At 70.0% G+C, this 22,442-nt stretch carries 16 protein-coding genes and 3 tRNA genes; 6 read left to right on the forward strand and 13 right to left on the reverse strand.

The annotated features are described in order from the left end of the window. Positions 1-251: 251 nt before the first annotated feature. Positions 252-1,538 (reverse strand): ApeA N-terminal domain 1-containing protein, encoded by a 1,287-nt coding sequence (locus tag ACWEOH_RS05790; RefSeq protein ID WP_452029059.1) that lies wholly within the window; start codon positions 1,536-1,538, stop codon positions 252-254. Between the two features lie 233 nt (positions 1,539-1,771). Between ACWEOH_RS05790 and ACWEOH_RS05795 the strand changes: the two genes are divergently transcribed. Next, positions 1,772-2,881, forward strand: coding sequence for a tyrosine-type recombinase/integrase (locus tag ACWEOH_RS05795; RefSeq protein ID WP_452029061.1), 1,110 nt, complete (start codon positions 1,772-1,774; stop codon positions 2,879-2,881). 158 nt (positions 2,882-3,039) lie between these two features. Here ACWEOH_RS05795 and ACWEOH_RS05800 read toward each other — a convergent pair. Together ACWEOH_RS05800 and ACWEOH_RS05805 are read right to left on the reverse strand one after the other, a co-directional pair. Next, positions 3,040-3,113, reverse strand: a tRNA-Met gene (locus ACWEOH_RS05800). 34 nt (positions 3,114-3,147) lie between these two features. Then, positions 3,148-3,219: transfer RNA gene (locus ACWEOH_RS05805), tRNA-Thr, on the reverse strand. Between the two features lie 186 nt (positions 3,220-3,405). On the opposite strand from ACWEOH_RS05805, the gene ACWEOH_RS05810 reads away from it, so the two are divergent. After that, on the forward strand, positions 3,406-4,062 hold the full coding sequence (locus ACWEOH_RS05810) for a hypothetical protein (protein WP_452029063.1): 657 nt from the start codon (positions 3,406-3,408) through the stop codon (positions 4,060-4,062). A 106-nt stretch (positions 4,063-4,168) separates the two neighbouring features. Here ACWEOH_RS05810 and ACWEOH_RS05815 read toward each other — a convergent pair whose 3' ends face one another. The 3 genes from ACWEOH_RS05815 to ACWEOH_RS05825 all read right to left on the reverse strand — a co-directional run bounded on the left by ACWEOH_RS05815 (position 4,169) and on the right by ACWEOH_RS05825 (position 8,110). Next, entirely contained in the window at positions 4,169-5,176 is a 1,008-nt protein-coding gene (locus ACWEOH_RS05815) for a sugar ABC transporter permease (RefSeq protein ID WP_452029065.1), read from the reverse strand. Then, entirely contained in the window at positions 5,176-6,795 is a 1,620-nt protein-coding gene (locus ACWEOH_RS05820; RefSeq protein ID WP_452029067.1) for an ABC transporter permease subunit, read from the reverse strand. Before ACWEOH_RS05820 ends, ACWEOH_RS05815 begins: the two co-directional genes overlap by 1 nt. Positions 6,796-6,874: 79 nt before the next feature. After that, positions 6,875-8,110: a sugar ABC transporter substrate-binding protein gene (locus ACWEOH_RS05825; RefSeq protein ID WP_452029069.1), complete on the reverse strand. Its 1,236-nt coding sequence runs from the start codon at positions 8,108-8,110 to the stop codon at positions 6,875-6,877. 281 nt (positions 8,111-8,391) lie between these two features. On the opposite strand from ACWEOH_RS05825, the gene ACWEOH_RS05830 reads away from it, so the two are divergent. Beyond that, positions 8,392-10,092, forward strand: coding sequence for a glycoside hydrolase family 13 protein (locus tag ACWEOH_RS05830; RefSeq protein ID WP_452029070.1), 1,701 nt, complete (start codon positions 8,392-8,394; stop codon positions 10,090-10,092). A gap of 145 nt (positions 10,093-10,237) precedes the next feature. Here the strand turns inward: ACWEOH_RS05830 and ACWEOH_RS05835 are convergent, their stop codons facing one another. The 6 genes from ACWEOH_RS05835 to ACWEOH_RS05860 form a co-directional block, all read right to left on the reverse strand. Further along, a complete protein-coding gene (locus tag ACWEOH_RS05835) occupies positions 10,238-11,164 on the reverse strand; it encodes an endonuclease domain-containing protein (RefSeq protein WP_452029072.1) in 927 nt (308 codons plus the stop codon). A gap of 414 nt (positions 11,165-11,578) precedes the next feature. Beyond that, positions 11,579-13,924: a peptidoglycan DD-metalloendopeptidase family protein gene (locus ACWEOH_RS05840; protein ID WP_452029074.1), complete on the reverse strand. Its 2,346-nt coding sequence runs from the start codon at positions 13,922-13,924 to the stop codon at positions 11,579-11,581. Positions 13,925-14,231: 307 nt separating this feature from the next. Beyond that, on the reverse strand, positions 14,232-15,062 hold the full coding sequence (locus tag ACWEOH_RS05845) for an inositol monophosphatase family protein (RefSeq protein WP_452029076.1): 831 nt from the start codon (positions 15,060-15,062) through the stop codon (positions 14,232-14,234). A gap of 146 nt (positions 15,063-15,208) precedes the next feature. After that, a tRNA-Tyr gene (locus ACWEOH_RS05850) sits at positions 15,209-15,290 on the reverse strand. Positions 15,291-15,443: 153 nt separating this feature from the next. Then, positions 15,444-16,157 (reverse strand): PH domain-containing protein, encoded by a 714-nt coding sequence (locus ACWEOH_RS05855; RefSeq protein ID WP_452029077.1) that lies wholly within the window; start codon positions 16,155-16,157, stop codon positions 15,444-15,446. A 7-nt stretch (positions 16,158-16,164) separates the two neighbouring features. Further along, positions 16,165-16,329 carry a hypothetical protein gene (locus ACWEOH_RS05860; RefSeq protein WP_452029079.1) on the reverse strand — a complete coding sequence of 55 codons (165 nt, stop codon included), beginning with the start codon at positions 16,327-16,329 and terminating at the stop codon, positions 16,165-16,167. Between the two features lie 267 nt (positions 16,330-16,596). Here ACWEOH_RS05860 and ACWEOH_RS05865 point away from each other — a divergent pair, with 267 nt between their 5' ends. Further along, positions 16,597-17,616: a LacI family DNA-binding transcriptional regulator gene (locus ACWEOH_RS05865; protein WP_452029081.1), complete on the forward strand. Its 1,020-nt coding sequence runs from the start codon at positions 16,597-16,599 to the stop codon at positions 17,614-17,616. Positions 17,617-17,620: 4 nt separating this feature from the next. Here the strand turns inward: ACWEOH_RS05865 and ACWEOH_RS05870 are convergent, their stop codons facing one another. Next, positions 17,621-18,748, reverse strand: coding sequence for an ROK family protein (locus ACWEOH_RS05870; protein ID WP_452029083.1), 1,128 nt, complete (start codon positions 18,746-18,748; stop codon positions 17,621-17,623). A 154-nt stretch (positions 18,749-18,902) separates the two neighbouring features. Here ACWEOH_RS05870 and ACWEOH_RS05875 point away from each other — a divergent pair, with 154 nt between their 5' ends. Further along, a complete protein-coding gene (locus ACWEOH_RS05875; protein WP_452029084.1) occupies positions 18,903-21,041 on the forward strand; it encodes an alpha-galactosidase in 2,139 nt (712 codons plus the stop codon). Positions 21,042-21,121: 80 nt separating this feature from the next. After that, positions 21,122-22,441: an ABC transporter substrate-binding protein gene (locus ACWEOH_RS05880; RefSeq protein ID WP_452029086.1), complete on the forward strand. Its 1,320-nt coding sequence runs from the start codon at positions 21,122-21,124 to the stop codon at positions 22,439-22,441. Position 22,442 lies beyond the last annotated feature (1 nt).

Here is a 22,442-nt window from a genome sequence, read left to right on the forward strand (position 1 = left end):
GTGCCCACGTTCTGCCCACAACCGCACCTCAATGACCCGGCAGCCTTGTGATCACGAAAGCCCTGCTTAGCCCAGATTCATTGGGCACTCAGTCAAGGACAGCGAGAATCCGCGGCATCCGGGCCGACTGAAAATCGAAAGGTCACCAAATCGATGGCGGTGGGAGACACACAATCTCCCTCCGCCTGGGTTCGCGTTCGCCGGGTGACCGACTGGTTCCGGTTACCGTGCTTCCAGCGGCGGCGCCCCGCTCACCAGCTTCCTTCACGAAGTCGATCAAGACGCTCTAGCAGGATGTCCGGAGCAACACCTAGCTCGACAGCGAGCCAACAGCGGATGAGTGTGAATCCCTGTCGCGCTCGTGTGATCGCATCGAGCCCGCTAGGCAAAGGGTTGTCCGCGTGCTTCGCGCCCTTGAACGCGGCATTGAACTCCGACCGCCACGCTTCCGCTGTCTTCCCCTCGCCATAGAGGAGGGGATGCTCGATCCCCACGAAGTCAGTCACGTAGCGAAGGAGCCCTTCGAACGTTGGCGTGCGTTGGCCCGCGGTGTTTACCGCACGCCAGATTGCGTAGCCGAGAGCTTCCAATGCGATGCCGACCTGCAGCAGCTGGGCCTCCACCGTCGAACCCTGCTGAAAGAGAGTCGTGACTGCGATCCAAGTGGGGCGCGACCAGGATTCAAACTCGTCTAGCCACCTGGCGACACGATCATCGTCAGCTTCCTCGAGGTAGAAGAGCGGCTGCCGGTCCTCTGGCATGGACTCCGGTGGCGCTCCCCTACCGAAGTCCGGCGCATACACGTTCGGCCACCATCGCCGTTCGTCCGCGGTGCCGTACGGCTGATCGTCTTCGCGCATCACGGCACGGAGCTGCGCACGGCACGGATGTCCGTACACGAGACACATGAGGTCCTGAATCATGTGGTGCGCGGCCGCATGATCCTCCCAGCTAAGAAATTCAGCCGACCGTGTGCTAACAAACAGCGCCTCTGAGACCGAGTACACACCACCGGTGGGCGTCGGGTTGTGATGGAACGACGTGTCGAGCGTGAGCGCTAGGCGGCCGCCAAGTTTCAGAGAGTCCAGGTTTTCAGCTGTTATCACGACACGCGGTGACGTGCGCCCCTCTTCGAACTCGATAGTCCCCGTTACCGGGTGCATTTTCGCCCATCGCGCGAGCCCTTCGACTTCCGAACGCATCCCGTTGATTTGGTCATATCCCACGCCCGCACCACCGGTCTCGACGACTGAGCGGTATCGGATTCGCTGCTGCGAGGACCCGACCGAGGACATCGACAGGCCGCCACTCGAGCCCTCCAGCAAGGTCAGGTAGCCGCTGTGGTCGCGGAAGATACTGGCGGCAGGAAGTACTCCCGTATTGTTGCGTTCCCACGCTTCGGCAAAGCCGAGGGCACGCGGCCAGATGACTTCCGCCCCGCCCTCGTCGAAGGTTACGCTCACCACTGAGTCGTCCTCGCCGGTATCCATCATGTGACCGACCCTGACCAGTCCGAGCTCCATCTTCTTCGCCGCCATGGATCAACCCCTTCACCGTGGCTCGTCTCGACCTCTCCTGCGGAAGGCGGGATAGCCACGTAACCATTCGTTGTTGCGCTTGTTCATTGTGCCGTCACGTATGCCCCGGGGCTTGCCTGTACGACCTGGAGAAGATCATCGGATCCAGCCTGAATGAGTTTGCACAACGCCATACAGCCGCTTGGTCGACTCTCGTATGGTGGGAACGCGCCGCTTCGGGGAGGGACTAATCGGTGGGATCTGTAGAGCCTTATGCGAGCGCAGCCGGCAAGCGCTATCGAGTGCGATACCGGAAGCCGGATCATTCGCAGACGACGAAGCGCGGATTCACGACGAAGAAGGAGGCCGAGCTCTTCCTGGCAAGCGTCGAGCTCGGCAAGGCGGGTGGTACCTTCATCGATCCGTCGAACGCTCGGGTAACCATCTCGGCCCTCGGCGCCGCGTGGCTCAAATCCCAGACACACCTGAAGCCGTCGTCGACTGCGGTGGTCGAATCTGCCTGGCGGCTCCACGTCGAGCCGACGTGGGGACGCGTGGCCGTCGCTGACGTGCGACACAGCGACGTGCAGAGCTGGGTCGCGCGGCTCAGTTCCGGAGAGGCAGGCCGGTCGAAGCCGAAGTCCGCCGCCCTTGTGCACCGCTGCTACGGTGTGCTCGCCGGCATCCTCGACGCGGCAGTGAAGGATCGGCGCATCCCCTCCAACCCGGCTCGCGGCGTGGGGCTTCCACGCAAAGTGAGCAAGGAGCATGTCTACCTGAGCCACCTGGAGGTCGACCGTCTCGCGCGCGAGTCGGGATCCCATGCGCCGCTCATCCGTGTTCTCGCTTACACCGGTCTCCGTTGGGGCGAGGTGAGCGGCCTCCGCGTCGGCGACGTAGACCTCGGGCGGCGCCGTCTCTCCGTGAGCGTGAACGCGGTTCGCGTCGGCGGTCAGGTCGTCGTCGGAACGCCCAAGACGCACAAGCGACGCGTGGTTCCGTTCCCGGCGTTCCTGATGGGGTCGCTCGCGGAGCTGTGCTCGAATCGCGAAGACAGTTCGCTGCTCTTTCCCGACAAGTTCGGAAATCATCTCACGACACCGACCGTCCGGGAGAACTCCTGGTTCGACCGCGCGCTCGAGAGTGCCGACTTGAAGCCGATGACCATCCATGACCTCAGACACACGGCTGCGAGTCTGGCGGTGTCGTCTGGCGCCAACGTCAAGGCGGTACAGAGAATGCTCGGCCACGCCTCGGCAGCGATGACGCTTGACACATACTCGGATCTGTTCGACGACGATCTCGACGCTGTCGCGGTTCGTCTCGACGAGGCAGCAGCACGGGCGCTCGGCACGGTCAACTGAGCAGTCGGAAGCCGCGAGGTGGACTGCGGTCGATCACGTTCGCGCGTCCGGATCACACCTGATGAGGTTCAGATGTGGTCAAAATGTGGTCACGCGAGTCGAAACAGCGGATCATGAATCGGCCGGAACGACCGGAGATCCGCGAGATTCTGCTGTTGTAGCGAGGGCGGGACTCGAACCCGCGACACCACGATTATGAGCCGTGTGCTCTAACCACCTGAGCTACCCCGCCGCGAGGTCCTCGCCGGCGATGCCGGGAGAACCAGAGCCCCGAGTCAGGATTGAACTGACGACCCCTTCCTTACCATGGAAGTGCTCTACCACTGAGCTATCGGGGCGTGTGCCGAACTCGGCAACCGTACGAGGATATCACCTCGGGAGGCGTGCTCCGAATCGGCGACGGAACGCCGGAACCGGCGTCGATGACCACCACAGGCGCCGCCGCGAACGGGTACGACTCGCGAGTGTTCGAACCGCGATCCGAGTTCCCGGGGAAGCGCCCGACGCCTTGTTAGGCTCCGCACGTGCGCATCATTCCGGGCCTCGCCATCGTGGCCGTGGCGCTCGCGGCCTTCACCGGCTGCGCAGCGGCCGGCGGCGGCCCGACGCCGTCGCCGTCGCCGAACGCCGCGGCGAAGCCGACGAAGACGGCGACGCCGACGCCGTCCCCGACGCCCGCGCCGACGGCGACGCCGGCTCCGGCTTCGGCGCCCGACCAGGGCGCCGATCCGGCGAACCCGTCGGGATGGCTCATCGACGCCACGGGCATCGGTCCGATAGAGCTCGGCGTGCCCCTCGACCAGGCGGCCGCGTCCCTGCCCGGCTACACCGTGGGGACCTGCCCGAATCCTGCGGTCCGCTTCCTGCGCAGCGACGATGCCTCCGCACCGTCGCTCGCGATCGCGGCGGGAGCCGACGGCGCTGTCGCGCTGATCACCCTCTCCGAGGGAACCGGTCCCGCGACCGCCGAGGGCATCCGCCTCGGCTCAACGGTCGCCGAGGCGAAGGCCACCTACCCGGGCCTCGTGCCGTCACAGGGCTTCGACGACCGCTACACCATCGAGGGCGCGCCTGGCTTCATCACCTTCTCGACGGGCCAGCTGAACGTCGGCGACGGCGCCCCGATCTTCTCGATCTCCGTCGTCACCGGCGGCCTCCCGCCGAAGGAGCTCTGCGGCTGATCCCGAAGCCGCGAGCAGCCTCACGACTGCGAAGCGCAGAACCGAACGGATGCCGCGGGCAGGCACGTTCGCGACGCGATCGCGCCGCCCCGCGGCATCCGCTCGGCTACTTGACGGCGCCCGCCGTGAGGCCGCCGACGATGTACTTCTGCAGGAACAGGAACAGCGCCACGACCGGCAGCGCGGCGAGCACCGCACCCGCCGAGAACGCGCTCCAGTCCGCGTAGCGCGGGTTCGACACGAGCTTCGTGAGCCCTACCGCGAGCGTCTGCTTCTCGGTGTCGATGAGCAGCACGGATGCCACGACGAACTCGTTCACCGTGAAGATGAACGACAGCAGCGCGACGACCGCGAGGATGGGCGCGGCGAGCCGCAGGATGATCGTGAAGAAGATCCGCACATGGCCGGCGCCGTCGATCTTGGCCGCCTCGTCGATCGATGCCGGCACCGTGTTGAAGAAGCCGTACATGAGGAACGTGTTCACGCCGAGCGCGCCGCCGAGGTACACCATGATCAGGCCGATGTGCGTGTTCAGGCCGATCGCCGGGAACCAGTCGGCGATCGAGCTCATGAGCAGGAAGATCGCGACGACCGCGAGCAGCTGCGGGAACATCTGCACGACCACGATCGTGATGAGGCCGAACCGCCGGCCCGTGAAGCGCATGCGAGAGAACGAGTAGGCGGCGAGCGCGCCGAGGAACACCGTGCCGACGGCCGTGATGCCGGCGATGAGCAGCGTGTTCGCGAACCAGGTCGGGAACGGCACCTGCGGGTCGGTGAGGATGCGAACGTAGCTGTCGAGGCCGATCTGCGAGAACAGCGCGTTCGATCCGGTGAGCGTGCCCTGCGGGTTGAGCGACGACGAGATGACGAACACGATCGGGAAGAGCGCGAACAGCAGCATCACGACGCCCACGACGTGCCGCCAGCCGGTGGCGCGGAACCACCTGCCGAACTTGAACGGGCGCTTCGGCGGGACGTAGCCGTCGCCCGATCTCTGCGCATTCTTGATCGCCCGCTCGCGGGCCTCGGCATCGAGTCCGGCGGCCACGATCTCGCCTTCGACGGCGAGGTTCTCGGCCCACGCACCGCGCTGCTTGGTCTCCTTCGCCATCAGTTCAGCTCCTCGAGGCTCTTGGTCCGACGGAAGGCGATGATCGAGATCACCGCGACGATGATGAAGATGATGATCGAGTAGGCGCTCGCGAGGCCGTAGTCACGCGACTGGCCGGTGAAGGCCACCTTGTAGACCATCGTGATGAGGATGTCGGTGAATCCGACCGGGATCGGCGCGTTCGAGTCGCGCGGGCCGCCGTCGGTCAACATGTAGATGGTGTTGAAGTTGTTGAAGTTGAACGCGAACGACGCGATGAGCAGCGGCGCCACGGTCACGAGCAGCAGCGGCAGCTTGATGAGCCGGAACACCGCCCACGGCCGCGCGCCGTCGACCGTCGCCGCCTCCTGCAGCTCGTCGGGGATCGACTGCAGCGCCCCCATGCACACCAGGAACATGTAGGGGAAGCCGAGCCACAGGTTCACGATGAGCACCGAGAGCTTGGCCATCCACGGGTCGGTGAGCCAGGGCACGGATGCCCCGCCGAGCAGTACCTGGTTGATGAAGCCGAAGCTCTCGTTCATCATGCCCGCCCAGATCAGGGCCGACAGGAACGACGGGATCGCGTAGGGCAGGATCATGAGGACCCGGTAGTAGCGGCGCCCGCGCATCCGCATGTCGTTGAAGACGATCGCGAGAAAGAGTCCGAGGAAGAACGTCGACGCGACAGAGATGAGCGCGAACGCGAACGTCCACAGCGTGACGTAGACGAGCGGCTGCGCGAGGCGGGGGTCCGTGACCGCGCGCACGAAGTTGTCGAAGCCGACGGTGATCTGCCAGCCGGGCAGCAGCTCCTCGCCGTCGGCCGAGGTGAAGGCGCCCGTGCCGATGTCGGAGTAGACCGTGCCCGTCGTGACATCCGTCATCGTGCCGGCGGCCTCGTCGTACTCGAGCGTCGAGACGTACTGGTAGGCGCTGGACCCGTCGGGCGTGCGCAGCGCGCCGTCGTTCGGGTCGTCGGAGAACGGCACCGCGAGCTCGGTGATCTCGTCGGTGCGGGCGAGCACGTCGGCGAACTGCAGCGACGTCCAGCCGTCGACCGCGACGGCCTTGTCGCCGTCGAACTCGGCATCGACGGGCTCGAGCGGCTGGTCGTTCGTGCCGACGTAGGCGTCGCCGTCGGGGTCGGTCACGAGGAGGCCGAGCGTGCCGAGCTGGTCGACGACGGTCACGGGGTAGGTCGGCGAGTCCTCGACGCGCTGCAGCGACGAGGCCATGAGCGACGAGACCGCCTGCTCCTTCGAGCCGTTGTGGCCCGTGCCGTAGTTGGTGAAGGCGATGTAGCCCGTGTAGACGAGCACGAAGACCTGGAACAGGACCAGGAAGATGATGCCCGGCGTGAGGTACTTCGCCGGGAGCTTTCGTCGAGAGAAGTAGATCCAGTTGACGAGCGCGGCGACCGCGGCGACCACGGCCGCGACGATCCACTGCCCGAAGCCCGCGAGCACGAGCACGGCGTACACCGCGACCGCGTCGAGGATGCCGAGGAGCACCAGCTTGAGCAGCAGCATCTTCAGGCCGCCGGATGCCGCGTCGGCGATGCTCGCCGCCTGGCGCTGGCGCTTGGTGGGCTTCGGCGGCGTCTCCGTGGTGACGTCGTCGTCGATCGTCGTGCTCATCCCTGCTCGCTCTCCTCGTGGAACGTGAGTGCTCCGGGTCGGATGCCGCGGTGGCATCCGACCCGGAGACGACTCGTCGTTACTTGGCGTCGATCGCGGCCTGCACGTCGCTGGTCAGCTTCTGCCAGGTCGCGGTCGGGTCGGCACCATTGATGATGTCGGCCTCGGCGATGCCCCAGTACTGCCACACCGAGCCCATGGCCGGGATCGCGGGCATCGGGACGGCCTCGGCGCCGACGGCGGCGAAGCCCTCGATGATCGGGTCGCTCGACGCGGTCTCGGCGGCGGCCGAGAGGGCCGGGAGGATGTTGCCCGCCTCGAAGAGCTCGAGCTGCACGTCCTCGGTGCCGAGGTAGTTCACGAGGAAGTCGTTCGCGGCGACCTTGTTCTTCGACTCCGAGGAGATGAAGAAGCCCTTGACGCCGGCGAACGGCGCGGCGGCCTCGCCGGTCGGGCTCGGCACGGTGTCGATCGCGACGTTGACGCCGCCGTCGATCGCGGCGCCCACGTTCCACGGGCCGGTGAGCCAGAAGGCCGCGGTGCCGTCGAGGAACGCCTGCTTGGCGATGTCACCGTCGATGTCGGTGTTGAAGTTGCCGGTGCCGTTCTTGCCCTGCGCCGAGAGCCACGCGGCGAACTGCTCGCCGCCCGCGTTGCCGAGCTGGAGGTCGGTGGGGTCGTAGCCCGCGTCGTTCGTGCCGAAGACGGGGGCGCCGAACGCGGTCTGGAACGGGTAGAGGTGGTAGGGGTTGCCCTCGGCGCCCTGCTCCACCACGAACGGGTGGGCGAGGCCGGCGGCCTGGCCCTTGGCGATCATGTCGTCGAAGCTCGTGGCGGCCTCGGGAATGAGGTCGGCGTTGCGGAGCACCGCGATGTTCTCGACCGCGTAGGGGAGCATGTAGGTGGTGCCCTCGTAGGTCGACGCGTCGATCGCGACGGGGAGGTAGTCGCCGGCGGAGTCGCCGAGCTCGATCGGAGCCACGACGCCGTTGGTCGAGAGCTCGCCCAGCCAGTCGTGCGCACCCATGGTGATGTCGGGGCCCTTGCCGGTCGGCACCTGCTGGATGAAGTCGTCCTTGATGTCGGCGTTGTCCTTGCCGACGAGCTCGACGTCGACGCCGGTCTTCTCGGTGTACGCCTCGGCTGCGCCCTTCAGCGCGTCGACGCGCTCGGCGTCGACCCAGACCGTCAGCGTGCCGCTCGACGACGCCTCGGCGTCCGACCCGCTGTCGCCGCCGGCGCAGCCCGCGAGGCCCAGCGTCACGACGACCGCGACGGCGCCTGCAGCGAGGAGGCCCTTCTTGTTCACCCTCATTGGTGTGCCCTTCTCAGTGTGCGTGAGAGATCGGCGCCTTCGCCTGGTGCGGGATCCGGGATCCCGCCCCGCCCGTTTCCGAGCGGGGTCGCGCACCGTGACCGAAAGGCCGTTCTTCCGTGTGGAGTACTCGCAGATATGCAAGCGATTACAGGTATACCTTGCGTGACGTTCATTACCAAACCGGACCGCCAGCATTGATACCGGTTCGTAACCATCGCGTGACGCGGCGATGCTGCAAGCGTTTCCATGCTGTAACGAGATGTCGTACAGTTCTCGTCATGACTTCCGAGTGGTGGCGCACCGCCGCGATCTACCAGATCTATCCCCGGTCCTTCGCCGACGCCGACGGCGACGGCATGGGCGACCTCGCCGGCATCACGAGCCGCCTGGGCGACCTGCAGGACCTCGGCATCGACGCCATCTGGCTCTCCCCCTTCTACACGTCGCCGCAGCGCGACGCCGGCTACGATGTGGCCGACTACTGCGACGTCGACCCACGGTTCGGCACCCTCGCCGACTTCGACGCGATGCTCGCCGAGGCGCACGCCCGCGGCATCCGCGTGATCATCGACCTCGTGCCGAACCACTCGTCGGATGAGCACGTGTGGTTCCAGTCCGCCCTCGCCGCGCCGGCCGGCAGCGCCGAGCGCGCCCGCTACCTCTTCCGCGACGGTCGCGGCGCCGCCGGCGACGAGCCGCCGAACAACTGGGAGTCCGTCTTCGGCGGCCCCGCGTGGACGCGCGTCGTCGAGCCCGACGGCAGCCCGGGCCAGTGGTACCTGCACCTGTTCGACAGCTCGCAGCCCGACTTCGACTGGACCAACGAGGAGGTGCGCGAGGAGTTCCGGCGCATCCTGCGGTTCTGGCTCGACCGCGGCGTCGACGGGTTCCGCGTCGACGTGGCGCACGGGATGGTGAAGGCCGACGGGCTGCCCGACTACACGCCGCCCGCTGAGGGCGGCAGCATGGGCGGCGCCGGCGGCGTCCCCGGCGCGGTCCCGCCCGACGAGGCCGGCGTGCCCCTCGAGCCCGAGATCAGCGACGAGGGCGACGGCGCGCCGTACTGGGGCCAGGACGGCGTGCACGAGATCTACCGCGACTGGCGCGCACTGCTCGACGAGTACCCCGGCGAGCGCATCCTCGCCGCCGAGGCGTGGGTCGACCCGCTCCCCCGCGTCGCCAAGTGGGTCCGCTCCGACGAGATGCACCAGGCGTTCAACTTCGCGTACCTCGAGACGCCGTGGGATGCCGCGGCCCTCCGCCGCGTGATCGACGCCTCGCTCGACGCGTTCGGCGCCGTCGGCGCGCCCTCGACGTGGGTGCTCTCGAACCACGACGTCGTGCGCCACGCGACGCGCCTCTCGGTCACCGAGGCCAACCCGCAGGGCCACGGCCTCGGCCCCCGCTCGAAGGGCCTGCCCCAGTACGAGCCCGGCCTGCGCCGCGCCCGCGCCGCGACCGCGCTCATGCTCGCACTCCCCGGCTCGTCGTACCTCTACCAGGGCGAGGAGCTCGGCCTGCCCGAGGTCATCCACCTCCCCGACGAGGCGCGCCAGGACCCGACCTGGTTCCGCACCGACGGCGAGCGCTACGGCCGCGACGGATGCCGCGTGCCCATCCCCTGGGAGGGCGCCGAGCCGTCCTACGGGTTCGGGCCCACGGATGCCGCGTGGCTGCCGCAGCCCGCGCAGTGGGCGTCGCTCGCGCGCGACGCGCAGCGCGGCATCCCCGGATCGACGCTCTCGCTCTATCGCGACGCGCTGCGCCTGCGGCGCGAGCACGCGCTCGGCGCCGGGACCCTCGAGTGGCTGTCCGGGTTTCCCGACTCGGTCGTCGCGCTCCGGAACGGGCCCGTCGTGGTCGTCGCGAACACGGGCACGTCGCCCGTGGAGCTGCCGGCCGGCGAAGTGCTGCTCGCGAGCGGACCCCTCGACGGCCGCACGCTCCCCCACGACACCACGGCCTGGCTGCGCGCGTAGCCGCGGCTCGCGGCGCGCCCGCGCGCGCTGCGCGCCCGCGCGGCTCCGCGGACGCTCAGCCGCAGGCCGCTGCGCCACTGAGCTGCACCGCGAATGCATGAGAATCCGTTGGACGGGTCCCTGAGACGACCCATCCGGCGGATTCTCATGCATTTCGCGCCGCAGGAGGGCCAACTGACGTGGGAATCGGCGCGAACGGTCCCGCTCCACGCCAACGGTGCTCGCCTCGTGCGACGAGCGCGAGGATGCCAGCGCGCGTCCGATCCCAGTCGTGGACGACCTGTCGGTAGCTGATCCGAAGCACCAGATAGCCGCGCGTGATCAGTTCGAAGTCCCGCGCCCGATCCTCTTCGAACGCGGTTCCCGTGTGGAATGCTCGCCCGTCGAGCTCGATGACCAGCCGATCGCCGACGAGGAGGTCGACACGTCCGACATCCGAGATGGCGACCTGCACGCTGAACGGGATTCGACGGGACCGGAGGAACAGCCTGACCTTCGTCTCGATGCCCGACTGCGCGTCGGGCTCGGACAGGTCGAGGAGCGCGCGCTTCGAGGGCGGCAACCACGAGCGGATGAGCTCGAGATGACCGAGATCCAACGCTCCCGTCTCGAGGGCGGAGTCGATCGACGCGATCGCACTTCCCGTGTCGCCGCAGGCGAACATCTCGGCGAGTGACCTCGTGAGAGGGTCCGCCGCGCGATCGAACGGACCTGGCCGACCGTAGTGGACGCACACCCGGTGGCGGGTCCTGTCCAACGGCTCGCGCCGATCATGCGGGGCCGACAACCTCCCGGTCGAGTAGCGGACGCGCACGTGAAGCTGCGAGTCATCGGCCACCCACAGGCCTCGCATCTTCGCGACGGTTGCGGCAGTCGCCGTCCCACCGACGCGGACGGCCCTGACGATCTCAGGATGCGCGTCGGGAAGGGCGAACCACCCGCTTCGCACGCGGACGATCGACCCTCCCCGGAGTGCTCGCTCGAGGTCGCGTCGGTCGCACCCCGCGGTATCCAGCGCTGAGTACGGAAGCACGCCGTGGTTGCGCTGCAGTTGCCGGATCACCGATTCCACGTGTCGAGTGTGGCAATCGGACGGGCCTGCGGCGTTTGCGTCGGCTTCTCCTGTGGAAAGCCTTCGCGGAAATGCATGAGAATCCGACGGATGTCGCGCTGACGACATGCATGGCGCGGATTCTCATGCATTTCGAGCGCGCCGGGGAGGAGTGGGCGGGCGCGAAAGCGGGGTGGCAGAGCGGGCGCGATGGCGCGGCATGCGCGCGTTGGGGGGTGACGCGGCATCCGCGCGTGATGGGATGACGCGGCATCCGCGCGTGATGGGATGACGCGGCATCCGCGTGTGGAGGGGTGATGCGGCATCCGCGTGGCGGGCGCGCTCGCGCGGCATCCGCGCGTGGTGGGGTGACGCGGCATCCGCGCGTGGTGGGGTGACGCGGCATCCGCGTGGCCGGCGCGCTCGGCGACGAAGCTAGTTCGTGTTGGCGTAGAGCCACTCGAGCGGGTCGACCTTGGTGCCGTCGACGCCGCCGAGGCGGATCTCGAAGTGCAGGTGCGGACCCGTCGACATGCCCGTGGAGCCCGTGGTGCCGATCACGTCGGCCACGTGCACCGTGTCGCCGACCTCGAAGCGGCGCGAGCCGTACTCCATGTGCGCGTACACGCTGGTGACGAGCTCGCCGTCGATGATGTGGTCGATCATCATGACCACGCCGAGCGAACCGCCCGAGTCGGTCGAGACGGCGACGGTGCCGTCGGCGATCGCCTGGATCTCGGCGCCGAGGCCGGGGTTGAAGTCCTGGCCGCCGTGGTCGCTCGAGCAGCCGGCGCAGTCGCGGTAGCCGAAGCGGTCGCCGACGTGCACGCCGACGGCGAAGGGCCACTGGATCGTGCCCGCCGGGTTGTTGATGAAGTCCGCCTCGGCGCGGATGCCCGCCGCCGCGGCGTACTCCGCCATCGACATGTGCTCGTAGCCCTCGCGCTGCACGCTCTGCGCCACGACGTCGCCGTTGATCGTCACGCGCTGGCCGTCGCGGCCGAAGCCCGACGTGTCCGACAGGGCGAGCGCCTGCACGTCCTCGGGCGTGAGGAGCGAAAGCGACGGGATCGTCGTGGCCACGGCCAGGAGCGCCGCGAAGCTCATCGCGACGAGGCTCGCGAGCTGACGGGTCACGCGCCGACGGCGGGGGGCGGATGCCGCGGGCCGCGGCGCCGGGCGCGGTGCCACGCGAGGCGCCGAACGTCGGGCCTGGGTCGCTGGGCGCGCGCTCTCGCGAGCGGGCTCGGGACGCTGCGCCGCGCGTCGCGACGGGGCGGGAGCGGTCGGCGTCGTGTCGGACGACCGTCCGAAGTCGAGCAGGTCGGACACGCCGGTGACGTCGGCGTCGACGGGCGCGGTGTTCCCGTGGTGGATCGGGCGGTCGAGGTTGAGGGGTGCCGGCGCCGGCGCGGCCGCGTCGAACCCCGGTCGGGCGCCCGCTGCGGCGGCGATCGCCGTCGCGAATCCGCCGGTGGCGTCGATGGGGGGCACGACGGCGGATGCCGCGCCGCCACGGTCGGTCGTCGCGTCGCCGGTGGGCGGAGAGGAGGACGGCGTCGCCGCTGCCCCGAACAGGCTCGGCGCGGACACGGCGGCGGCGGGCGCCGCGCTGCCCGCGGCGGCGGCGGCAGGTGTGGCACCGAGTGCACCGGCCACGGACGCTCCGGTCGCCGCGGTGCCGCCGATCAGAGCGGCGAGGTCGACGTCGCCGCCGATCGGTCGGGGCGCCGACGGCACGGACGATCCGCGTCGGGGTCCGCCGTTCTTCGCCGACGCCCCTCGCTTCGCGGCGGCCTTCTCGGCGCGCGACGGCTTCTTCGGCTTCTCGGCCTTGCGAGCCGACCGGCCGCGTCCACCACGGGGAGCTTCGTCGGCCTCGTCCGCGTCGCCGAGGTCGGCGAACAGGGCGTCGAAACCGCCAGGCTCCGCGGCTGCGGGCCGGCGCTCGGCGGCGCGTCCGCGCGCGGAGGTCGCCTCAGCGGAGCCGGACCCGCCGGACATGGAGGAGGCCGAGCCTCGACCGGTGCGACGGTCGGCCTGCTCGGCCTCGGAGTTCGGAGTCGTCTCGGCGACCCGGCGCCGGACGGGCGCCTCGATGGTCTCGTGGGGAGCGGCACCGATGCCGCCGAAGAGGTCGTCGAAGCCGGGACGCGCGGGCTGCGCTGCGATCGAATGCTGCGCTGCGGTCGGATGCTGCGCTGCGATCGAATGCTGCGCGGCGGTCGGATGCTGCGCGGCGAGCGCGGAGGGTGCCGTCGGCTGGGCCACGGGGCGCGTCGGTGCCGTCGGCTGCGCTGCGGTCGGATAGTGAGCCGAGGGAGCGGGCGCGGTGGGCTGCACGATCGGCGCCTGCGGCAACGCGGCAGAGGTCGACGTCGGATACGCGGACGGCTGCCACGCCTGAGGCGCCGCCTGCTGCGGCGCCGGCTGCGACAGCGCCTGCGCGGGGTGCTGCGGAAGTAGGGGCTGCGGGAGCACCTGCGCGGGCTCCTGCGGGAACACGGGCGCCGTGGCCTGCTGCGGGAACACGGGCGCCGCGGCCTGCTGCGGATACACGGGCGCCGCGGCCTGCGGATACATCGGAACCGCGGCCTGCTGCGGATACACCGGAGGCGCCGCCTGCTGCGGATGCACCGGCGCCGCGGCCTGCTGCGGGAACCCCGCCTGCGACGACACCTGCCCCGGCTCACCAGTCGCGGCCGCACCTGCCTGGCGCGCGGCATCCGCTGCCTCACGCTCGCGGAGCTCGCGGCGCGTCAGGGGTCGCTCAGGCCGCAAGGGGGACTGAGTGCCTGGCGCTGAACCGTCGGGCACGAGGTGGGGCTCGAGCACGTGGGGGGACCTTCGGCGATCGGGGAGTACGAACGGGGAGGTGAGCGATCACGACCTGTGTCGAGATAACGGGTTGGTAAAGACTATCCGTTCTCATACGTCGTCGTCACGCGGCACGGAGGTATTCGCCCCTCGCGGCGCACGTTCGTTGCGGCTTCCGCGGCATCGCTTGAGAGCGCTCGCAGAATCACGCGCGCAGACGCGCGAACACGCACGGAATCGGCGTCTGTGGAGAACGCCGTCACGGCGCGTCTCAGGCGTCGAGGCCGGCCGCCCGCAGCGCCGCCGCGAGTTCCTCGTAGAGCGCGGGCGCGGCAGCGACGACCAGCTCGCGGTTCTCGCGTCCGCCGTGCAGTCCGCCGACGCGGGCCCCGGCCTCGCGGGCGATGAGCGCTCCGGCGGAGTGGTCCCAGGCGTTGAGCCCGCGCTCGTAGTAGGCGTCGATGCGGCCCGCGGCGACGGCGCAGAGGTCGAGCGAAGCCGAGCCGATGCGGCGGATGTCGCGCACCTTCGTGATGAGCTCGAGCAGCACGGCGGCCTGGTCGTGGCGCCGCTCGGCGGAATACGAGAAGCCGGTGCCGATGAGCGCCGTCGCGAGCGGCACGTCGGTGTTCACGGCGAGCTCGCGCCCGGACAGCCGGGCCCCTCCGCCCGCCGACGCCTCGAACACCTCGCCGGTCACCGGGTTGGCCACGACGCCCGCGAGCGTGGTCCCGCCGACGTCGCCCCCGGCCGCGCCCTCGACGACGGCGATGCTCACGGCCCACGCGGGGATGCCGTAGAGGAAGTTGACCGTGCCGTCGATCGGGTCGACGACCCAGTCGATGCCGCTCGTGCCGATGTGCGCGGAGTCCTCCTCGCCGACGATGCCGTCGTCGGGGCGCGCGTCGAGGATGAACGACCGGATCAGCGCCTCGGTGTCGCGGTCGGCCGCGGTGACCACGTCGGTCGGCGTCGACTTCGTCGCGGCGACGCTCACGCCCGCCCGTCGTGCGTCGAGCGCGAACTCCGCGGCCCGTACGGCGATGTCGCGGGTGAGGTCGAGCAGGCCGGCGGATGCCCCGTGGGCGTCGAGCTGGGTCATGCCCTTCACGCTACGCCCCGCGGCATCCGCCCGATGACCGGGGCGCCGCCCCGCGGCATCCGATCGGCCACCGGGACAGCGCCCGCGGCATCCGCGCGACGCACGCCGAAGACCACGAAAGCCCCGGCGGACCGGGGCTTCTGGAGTGGCGAGTGAGGGATTCGAACCCCCGAAGTCGTAGACAGCTGATTTACAGTCAGATCCCTTTGGCCGCTTGGGTAACTCGCCAGTCGCACCCGACCGCGTTCTGCACACAACCGGGGGCCTGTCAAGGATACCCGCGGAGTGCCGTGGTGAGAAATCGACGCGGGCACCGGATGCCGCGGCCGCCGCCGGGGCCATCGAAGGCCTGATCAGCGCCGATTCGCCGCCGATTCCACGTCAGTTCGCGGCCCTCCACCAGGGGATCTCGGCGGTGTCGTGCTCCGAATGGGGGGCGTCGGGATCGTACGGCGCGTCGGGGTCGTGCGCGGTCGGGATCGGACCCGTGGGAGCATCGGACGACGTGACGGGCGCGACCGTCACGACGGGGACCGGCGGGGGCGGCGGAACCGTCTGGGGCGGCGGCGGAGGCGCGGCCGGCGTCTCCTGGCGCCGAACGGGTCCGCGCAGGCCCGAGCGGGCGATGACGCGCTGGATGGTGAGGCCGCGCTCGTTGGGCCGGCCGACGAACCGGATCTCGCGCAGGCCCTGCTCCTGGGCGGCGGACTCGAACACGAAGTGCCCGTAGCCGAGGATGCGGCCGATGATCGGCCGGTGCACCGAGATGTCGAGGATTCGCGCGAGCGGCATCGTCGCCTGCGACTGCGACAGGATGCCGTGGACGCGGAACACCCGCATGTTCGTGATGACGAAGCGGTCCATCTGCGCCTCGAGGATGCGCCAGCCGCCGTGCAGCGCCAGCGCGAGCGAGAGGAAGATCGGCACCCAGTACAGCGTCGACGGCATCACGCCGAGCAGCAGCAGTGCCGGGATCGCGAGGAGGATCTCGATGATCGGGCCGATGATCACGGCCCAGTGCTTGCGCACCTCGTCGACGATCACCTCGCCCTCGTCGGCGATGAGGTACTTCTGGACCTTGGGGTCGAACAGCACGCCGGCCTCAGGTGGCGAGCGAGGTGAAGAACTGGCCGATGGCCGCGCCGGCGTTCCAGACGGCGCCGACCGCGCCCTCGACGGCGCTGGCCGCGTCCTGCGGGCGCGTCACCACGTAGAAGACCGCGAAGATGACGACCGCTGCGATGAGTATGCGCTTGACCCACTTCACGCGAGCTCTCCCTTCCAGTCTCCGAGGAGGCTGGTCCGCCCCCGCCGTGCATGCATCAACCCGGCCTTTTCTACCGCACGGGCGCCTCGCTGGCAACGCGCCACGCAGGCGAGGCGGCAAACGGTGTCCCGTCGATGGGGGTCACGACGAGTCTCCCACAGGGCCAGACGATAGGATGCCTCGTGACTCGGTCAGGCCTGGGATGACGCGCCGAGGCCCGGTATGCGACGTCGTGTCGGCATCGGCGAGGCCGGGAATGAGGAGGCCATGGCCGGCATCGAGGAGGTCGCGAAGCTCGCGGGGGTCTCGACCGCGACGGTCTCGCGTGCGCTCAGCGGTCGCGGCCACGTCTCGCCCTCGTCGAAGCAGAAGGTGCTCGAGGCGGCCGCGCGGCTCGGCTACGTGGTGTCGTCGAACGCGTCGAGCCTCGCATCGGGCCGCACCCGCAACATCGGCGTCGTGATCCCGTTCCTCAACCGGTGGTTCTTCTCGTCGGTGCTCGAGGGCGCGCAGCAGGCGCTGCTGCGGCACGGCTACGACCTCACGCTCTACAACCTGTCGGGCGACGGCCGCGAGCGCGCGAGCGTGTTCGAGCACTTCCTGCTGCGCCAACGCGTCGACGCCGTGATCGCGGTCTCGCTCGAGCTCGCCGAGCCCGAGGTCGCGCGGCTCCACGACCTCGGAAAGCCGCTCGTCGGCGTCGGCGGCCCGATCCCGGGCGTACGCACGCTCACGATCGACGACGTCGCGGTCGCGCGCCTCGCGACCGAGCACCTCATCGGACTCGGCCACCGCCGTATCGCCCACATCGGCGGCGACATCGAGTTCGACCTCGACTTCCACCTGCCGACGAACCGGCGCATCGGCTACGAGGGCGCGCTCCGCGACGCCGGCATCGAGGTCGACCCGCGCCTGTTCGCGCCGGCCGACTTCACCATCAAGGGTGGTTACCACGCGGCCAAGCAGCTGCTGGGCGTACCGCACGATCGCCCGACCGCGATCTTCGCGGCATCCGACGAGATGGCCATCGGGTCGATCCTCGCGGCGCGCGACCTCGGGCTCGTCGTGCCGCGCGACGTGTCGATCGTGGGCATCGACGACCACGACCTGTCCGACTTCTTCGGGCTCTCGACGGTCGCGCAGTTCCCGCGCCTCCAGGGCGAGAAGGCGGTCGAGATCCTCATGGAGCAGCTCGAGCCCGACGCGGATGCCGCGCCCCCCGCCGCGACGCCGCTGCCGTACGAGCTCCGCGTGCGGTCCTCCTCGGCGCGGCCGTTGGAGCTGTAACCCTCTAGGCCGGGAGGCGCAGGCGGCCGAGCGCGGCCTGGATCGCGACGGCGGCGGCGCCCCGCGCCCACGACGCGAACCCGGCGTCGTCGACGAAGAGCTCGACGGGCGTCGCCTCGGGGTCGCGATCGGCGGCGAGCGCGACCAGCGCCACGTCGCCGACGACGTCCCAGAGCGCCATGCCCTCGCCGGCGAGCACGACCGCGTCGACCATGGCGACGTTCGCGATGAGGGCGATCATGCGACCGAGGGCGCGGCCGGCCGCGTTCGTGATCGAGACGGCGAGCGGATGTCCCGCCGCGGCGAGCGCGAGCACCTCGTCGTAGTCGACCTCACGGCCGAGGGCGATGCCGAGCTGGGCGGTGATGCTCGGGATGGAGAGCATGGCGCTGGAGCATCCGCGATGCCCGTCGGGGCACAACGGGCCGTTCGGGTCGAGCGGGAGGTGCCCGCCCAGGCCGAGACCCGAGTCGGGCGTGGTCACGACCCGGTCGTGCATCACCAGCCCGTAGCCGGCGCCGGCGCCGATCGTCACGACCGCGAAGGAGTCGCGACCGCGCACGTCGCCGAACCACTGCTCCGCGGTGGTCAGCGCGGTCACGTCGTTCTCGACGGTGACGGGTACGCCGAGGCGCGACTCGAGGAGCTCGGCCAGGGGAACGTCGCGCCAGCCGAGGAACGGCGCGCGGGTGACCACCCGCCCGTCCGCGACATTGCCGCCGATGCTCACGCCGACGCCCGCGAGCTCGGCGCCGCCGGCCCCGCGGAGTTCGGCCGCGAGGTCGGCGAGCGTGTCGACGACCTGCTGCACGTCGTGGTCCTCGAGCACGCGCTCGGCCGTCGCCACGGCGCCCGCACGCAGGTCGGTGACGGCGCCGAAGGCCGACTCGCCGGTGACCTTCATGCCGACGAAGCGCCCGGCGTCGACGGGCACGTCGAGCGGCCGCGCAGGTCGACCCGTCGATCCCTGCAGGGTCTCGGATGCCTCGACGAGCAGTCCGCGGTCGAGGAAGGGCTTGCTCAGCCGGGTCAGGCTCGCGGGCGACAGCCCCAGCCGGCGCCCGAGCTCGGCGCGCGAGATCGGCCCGTGGATGAGCACCTCGCGTGCGAGGTCGCGGGCACTCTCGCTCACCTCGGTCTCGTTCGGCGTCATCATCGACCTCCCAGGACGCTGTATTCGTTCCATCTTGGCATGAAGGTGGCCCTTTGAACCGAGCGAACGACGGTTTTCACCCGCGAACGGGGGGTGTATTGACAAGACCTTATTTCTGTCGTAGAAATAACTCATGCAGCGCCGCTCCGAGCTCCTCCACCTTCGCAACGGGGGAACCAGCGTCATCCTCGACGCCCGCCACGCCCCGCTGCCCGCGATCGTGTTCTGGGGCGCCGACCAGGGCGACCTCGGCGAGGCGGAGCTCGCGGCGATCGGCACGGCGGCACTCCCCCAGCGCGTCTCGGGCGGACTCGACCAGCCCGCGCCCCTCACGCTCATCCCGCAGGAGTCCTCGGGCTGGCTCGGCACGCCCGGGCTCGCGGGGCACCGCCACGGCCGCTCGTTCTCCACCAAGCTCGTCACCGAGTCGATCGAGGTCGACGAGGCATCCACCCGTGCGGTGATCGGCGCAGCGGATGCCGCGGCCGGCCTGGCGGCGACCATCACGCTCGAGGTCACCGCGTCGGGCCTCGTCCGCCAGCGCATCACGCTCGAGAACCGAGCCGCCGAGCCGTACTCGCTCGCCGCGCTCGCGCCCGCGTTCCCCGTCCCGGGCGACCTCGGCGAGCTCCTCGACACGACCGGACGGCACCTGCGCGAGCGGTCCCCGCAGCGCCACGCCTTCACGATCGGCACCCACCTGCGCGAGAGCCGGCGCGGACGCCCCGGCGCCGACGCGAGCCTCGTGCTCGCCGCCGGACGCACGGGCTTCGGCTTCGAGCGCGGGCTCGTGCACGCCGTGCACGTCGCGTGGAGCGGCAACCACCGCCTCGCGGCGGAGCGCACGCCCACGGCGGAGTCGTTCCTCTCGGCCGGCGAACTGCTCGGACCGGGCGAGATCGTGCTCGCCGAGGGCGAGTCGTACACGACGCCCTGGGCGATCGGATCGTGGGGCGACGGCCTGAACGAGCTCTCGCGGCGATTCCACGACGAGCTGCGCGCCCGCCCGCAGCATCCGCAGCGCCCGCGGCCCGTGACCCTGAACACGTGGGAGGCCGTGTACTTCGACCACGACCTCGAGACCCTCGCCACCCTCGCCGAGCGCGCCGCGGCCGTCGGCGTGGAGCGGTTCGTGCTCGACGACGGCTGGTTCCTCGGGCGCCGCGACGACACCGCGGGCCTCGGCGACTGGGAGGTCGACGACACGGTGTGGCCGTCGGGCCTCGGCCCGCTCATCGAGCGCGTCCGCGGGCTCGGCATGGAGTTCGGCCTGTGGGTGGAGCCCGAGATGGTGAACCTCGACAGCGAGCTCGCCCGGGCGCACCCCGACTGGATCCTCCGCGGCCGCGACGAGCTGCCCGTGCCCGCGCGGCAGCAGTACGTGCTCGACCTCGCGAACGAGGGCGCCTGGGCGCACCTGCTCGAGCGACTCGACGCGCTGCTCGCCGCGCACGACATCGCCTACCTCAAGTGGGACCACAACCGCGACCTGCTCGAAGCCGGGGCGGCCGACTCGGGCCGTGCCCGCGTGCACGACAACGTCGAGGCGCTCTACCACCTGCTCGCGGAGCTGAAGCGGCGGCATCCGTCGCTCGAGATCGAGTCGTGCGCGTCTGGCGGCGCCCGCGTCGACCTCGGCATCCTCGAGCACACCGACCGCGTCTGGACGAGCGACACCCTCGACCCCGTCGAGCGCCTGCAGATCCAGCGCTACACGAGCCTCGTCGTTCCGCCCGAGATGATGGGCGCGCACCTGACGAGCCCAGTCGTGCACTCGACGAATCGGCGCGTCTCGCTCGACCTCAGCGCCGGCGTCGCGATGCTCGGCCACCTCGGCATCGAGTGGGACCTCACCGCGCTCGACGACGACGGGCTCGCGTCGGTCGCCCGCTGGGTCGACCTGCACAAGCGGCACCGCGCGCTCATCCACTCGGGCGTGCTCGTGCACGGCGACACGACGGATGCCACGACCGACGTCCGCGGCGTCGTCGCACGCGACGGCGCATCCGCCCTCTTCACCTTCACGCAGGTCTCGACCAGCGTGACGTACCCGCCCGGACGCTTCACGCTGCCGGGCCTCGACGCGGACCGCCGGTACTCCGTGCGGATCGCCGCGGGGAGCGTGGCCGACGGACCCGGCCAGTCCCCGCTCCCCTGGGCCGAGCAGCCGATCACGCTCACCGGCCGGCAACTCGGCACGGCGGGCCTGCAGGCTCCCGTGCTCTTCCCCGCACAGCTCGTGCTGCTCGAGCTGACTCCGGTGGTCGAGTAGCGCGAAGCGCGCATCGAGACCACGTTCCGATCCGTCCTCACACCGAGTACCACCGCACCCACAGCGCAAGGAGGCGCACCATGACCGACCAGCCCATCCGCCCGGCGCGCGAGCATCGGCGACGAGCACGGCGCCGCCGCACGCTCGCCGTCGCGGCATCCGCAGCCCTCGGCGCCCTGCTGCTCGCCGGCTGCTCGGCGTCCGGTGACGGACGCGTGCAGCTCGACTTCTTCCAGTTCAAGGGCGAGGCGCTCGAGGACTTCGAGCAGATCATCGCCGACTTCGAAGCCGAGAACCCCGACATCGACGTGGTGCAGAACCAGGTCGCCGACGCCGACACGATCATCCGCACGCTGCTCGTGAAGGACAAGGCGCCCGACGTGATCACGCTCAACGCGAACGGCAACTTCGGGCGCCTCGCGCAGGCCGGCGTGTTCTACGACTTCTCCGATGAGCCCGTGCTCCAGACCATCAACCCGGCGGTGCAGGAGATCCTCGCGGACCTCGGCAACGCGGAGGGCGAGGTCAACGGCCTCGGCTACGTGAACAACGCGAATGGCGTCATCTACAACCAGCAGATCTTCGAGGAGCAGGGCCTCGAGGTGCCCGAGACCTGGGACGAGTTCATCGCCGTGTGCGATGCGCTCCAGGACGCCGGCATCGTGCCGTTCTACGGCACCCTCGCCGACTCGTGGACCGGGTTGCCCTCGTTCAACGCGCTCGGCGCCTACCCGGCGCAGGACGACTTCTTTGAGCAGATGCGCGAGGAGGGCGAGGACGTCGGCCCCGACTCGGAGGTGTCGTTCCAGAAGGACTTCGCCGAGGCGATGGACCAGCAGTACGAGCTGTTCTCGTACACGCAGGAGGGCTACCGCGGCAAGACCTACGACGACGGCAACGCCGCGTTCGCGAACGGCGAGGTCGCGATGCTCATGCAGGGCATCTGGGCGGTCAACCCGATCAAGGGGATCAACCCCGACATCCGGGCCGGTATCTTCCCCTATCCCGCAGGCGACGACCCCGACGACCGGTTGCTGGTCTCGGGCGTCGACGTCGTGGTGACCATGGGCAAGGACACGCCGCACCGCGAGGAGGCCCTGCGCTTCGTCGAGTACCTCTTCCAGAAGGACGTCATCGAGGAATTCGGCGCGTCGCAGAACATGGTCCCGTCCGTCGAGGGCGCGCAGCTCAGCGACGACCCGGCCATCCAGTCGGTCGCGCCCTGGTTCGACGAGGGCCGCATCACCGGCTTCATCGACCACCAGATCCCGCCGAGCATCCCGCTCGCCGCGATCGACCAGGAGTTCCTCTTCACCGGCGACGCTGAGGCCGCGCTCGCCACCCTCGACCGCGAGTGGGCGAAGGTCGCCGCTCGCACGATCCCCGTGACGGGAGAATGAC

It is taken from the genome of Agromyces sp. NPDC004153 (assembly GCF_053603635.1).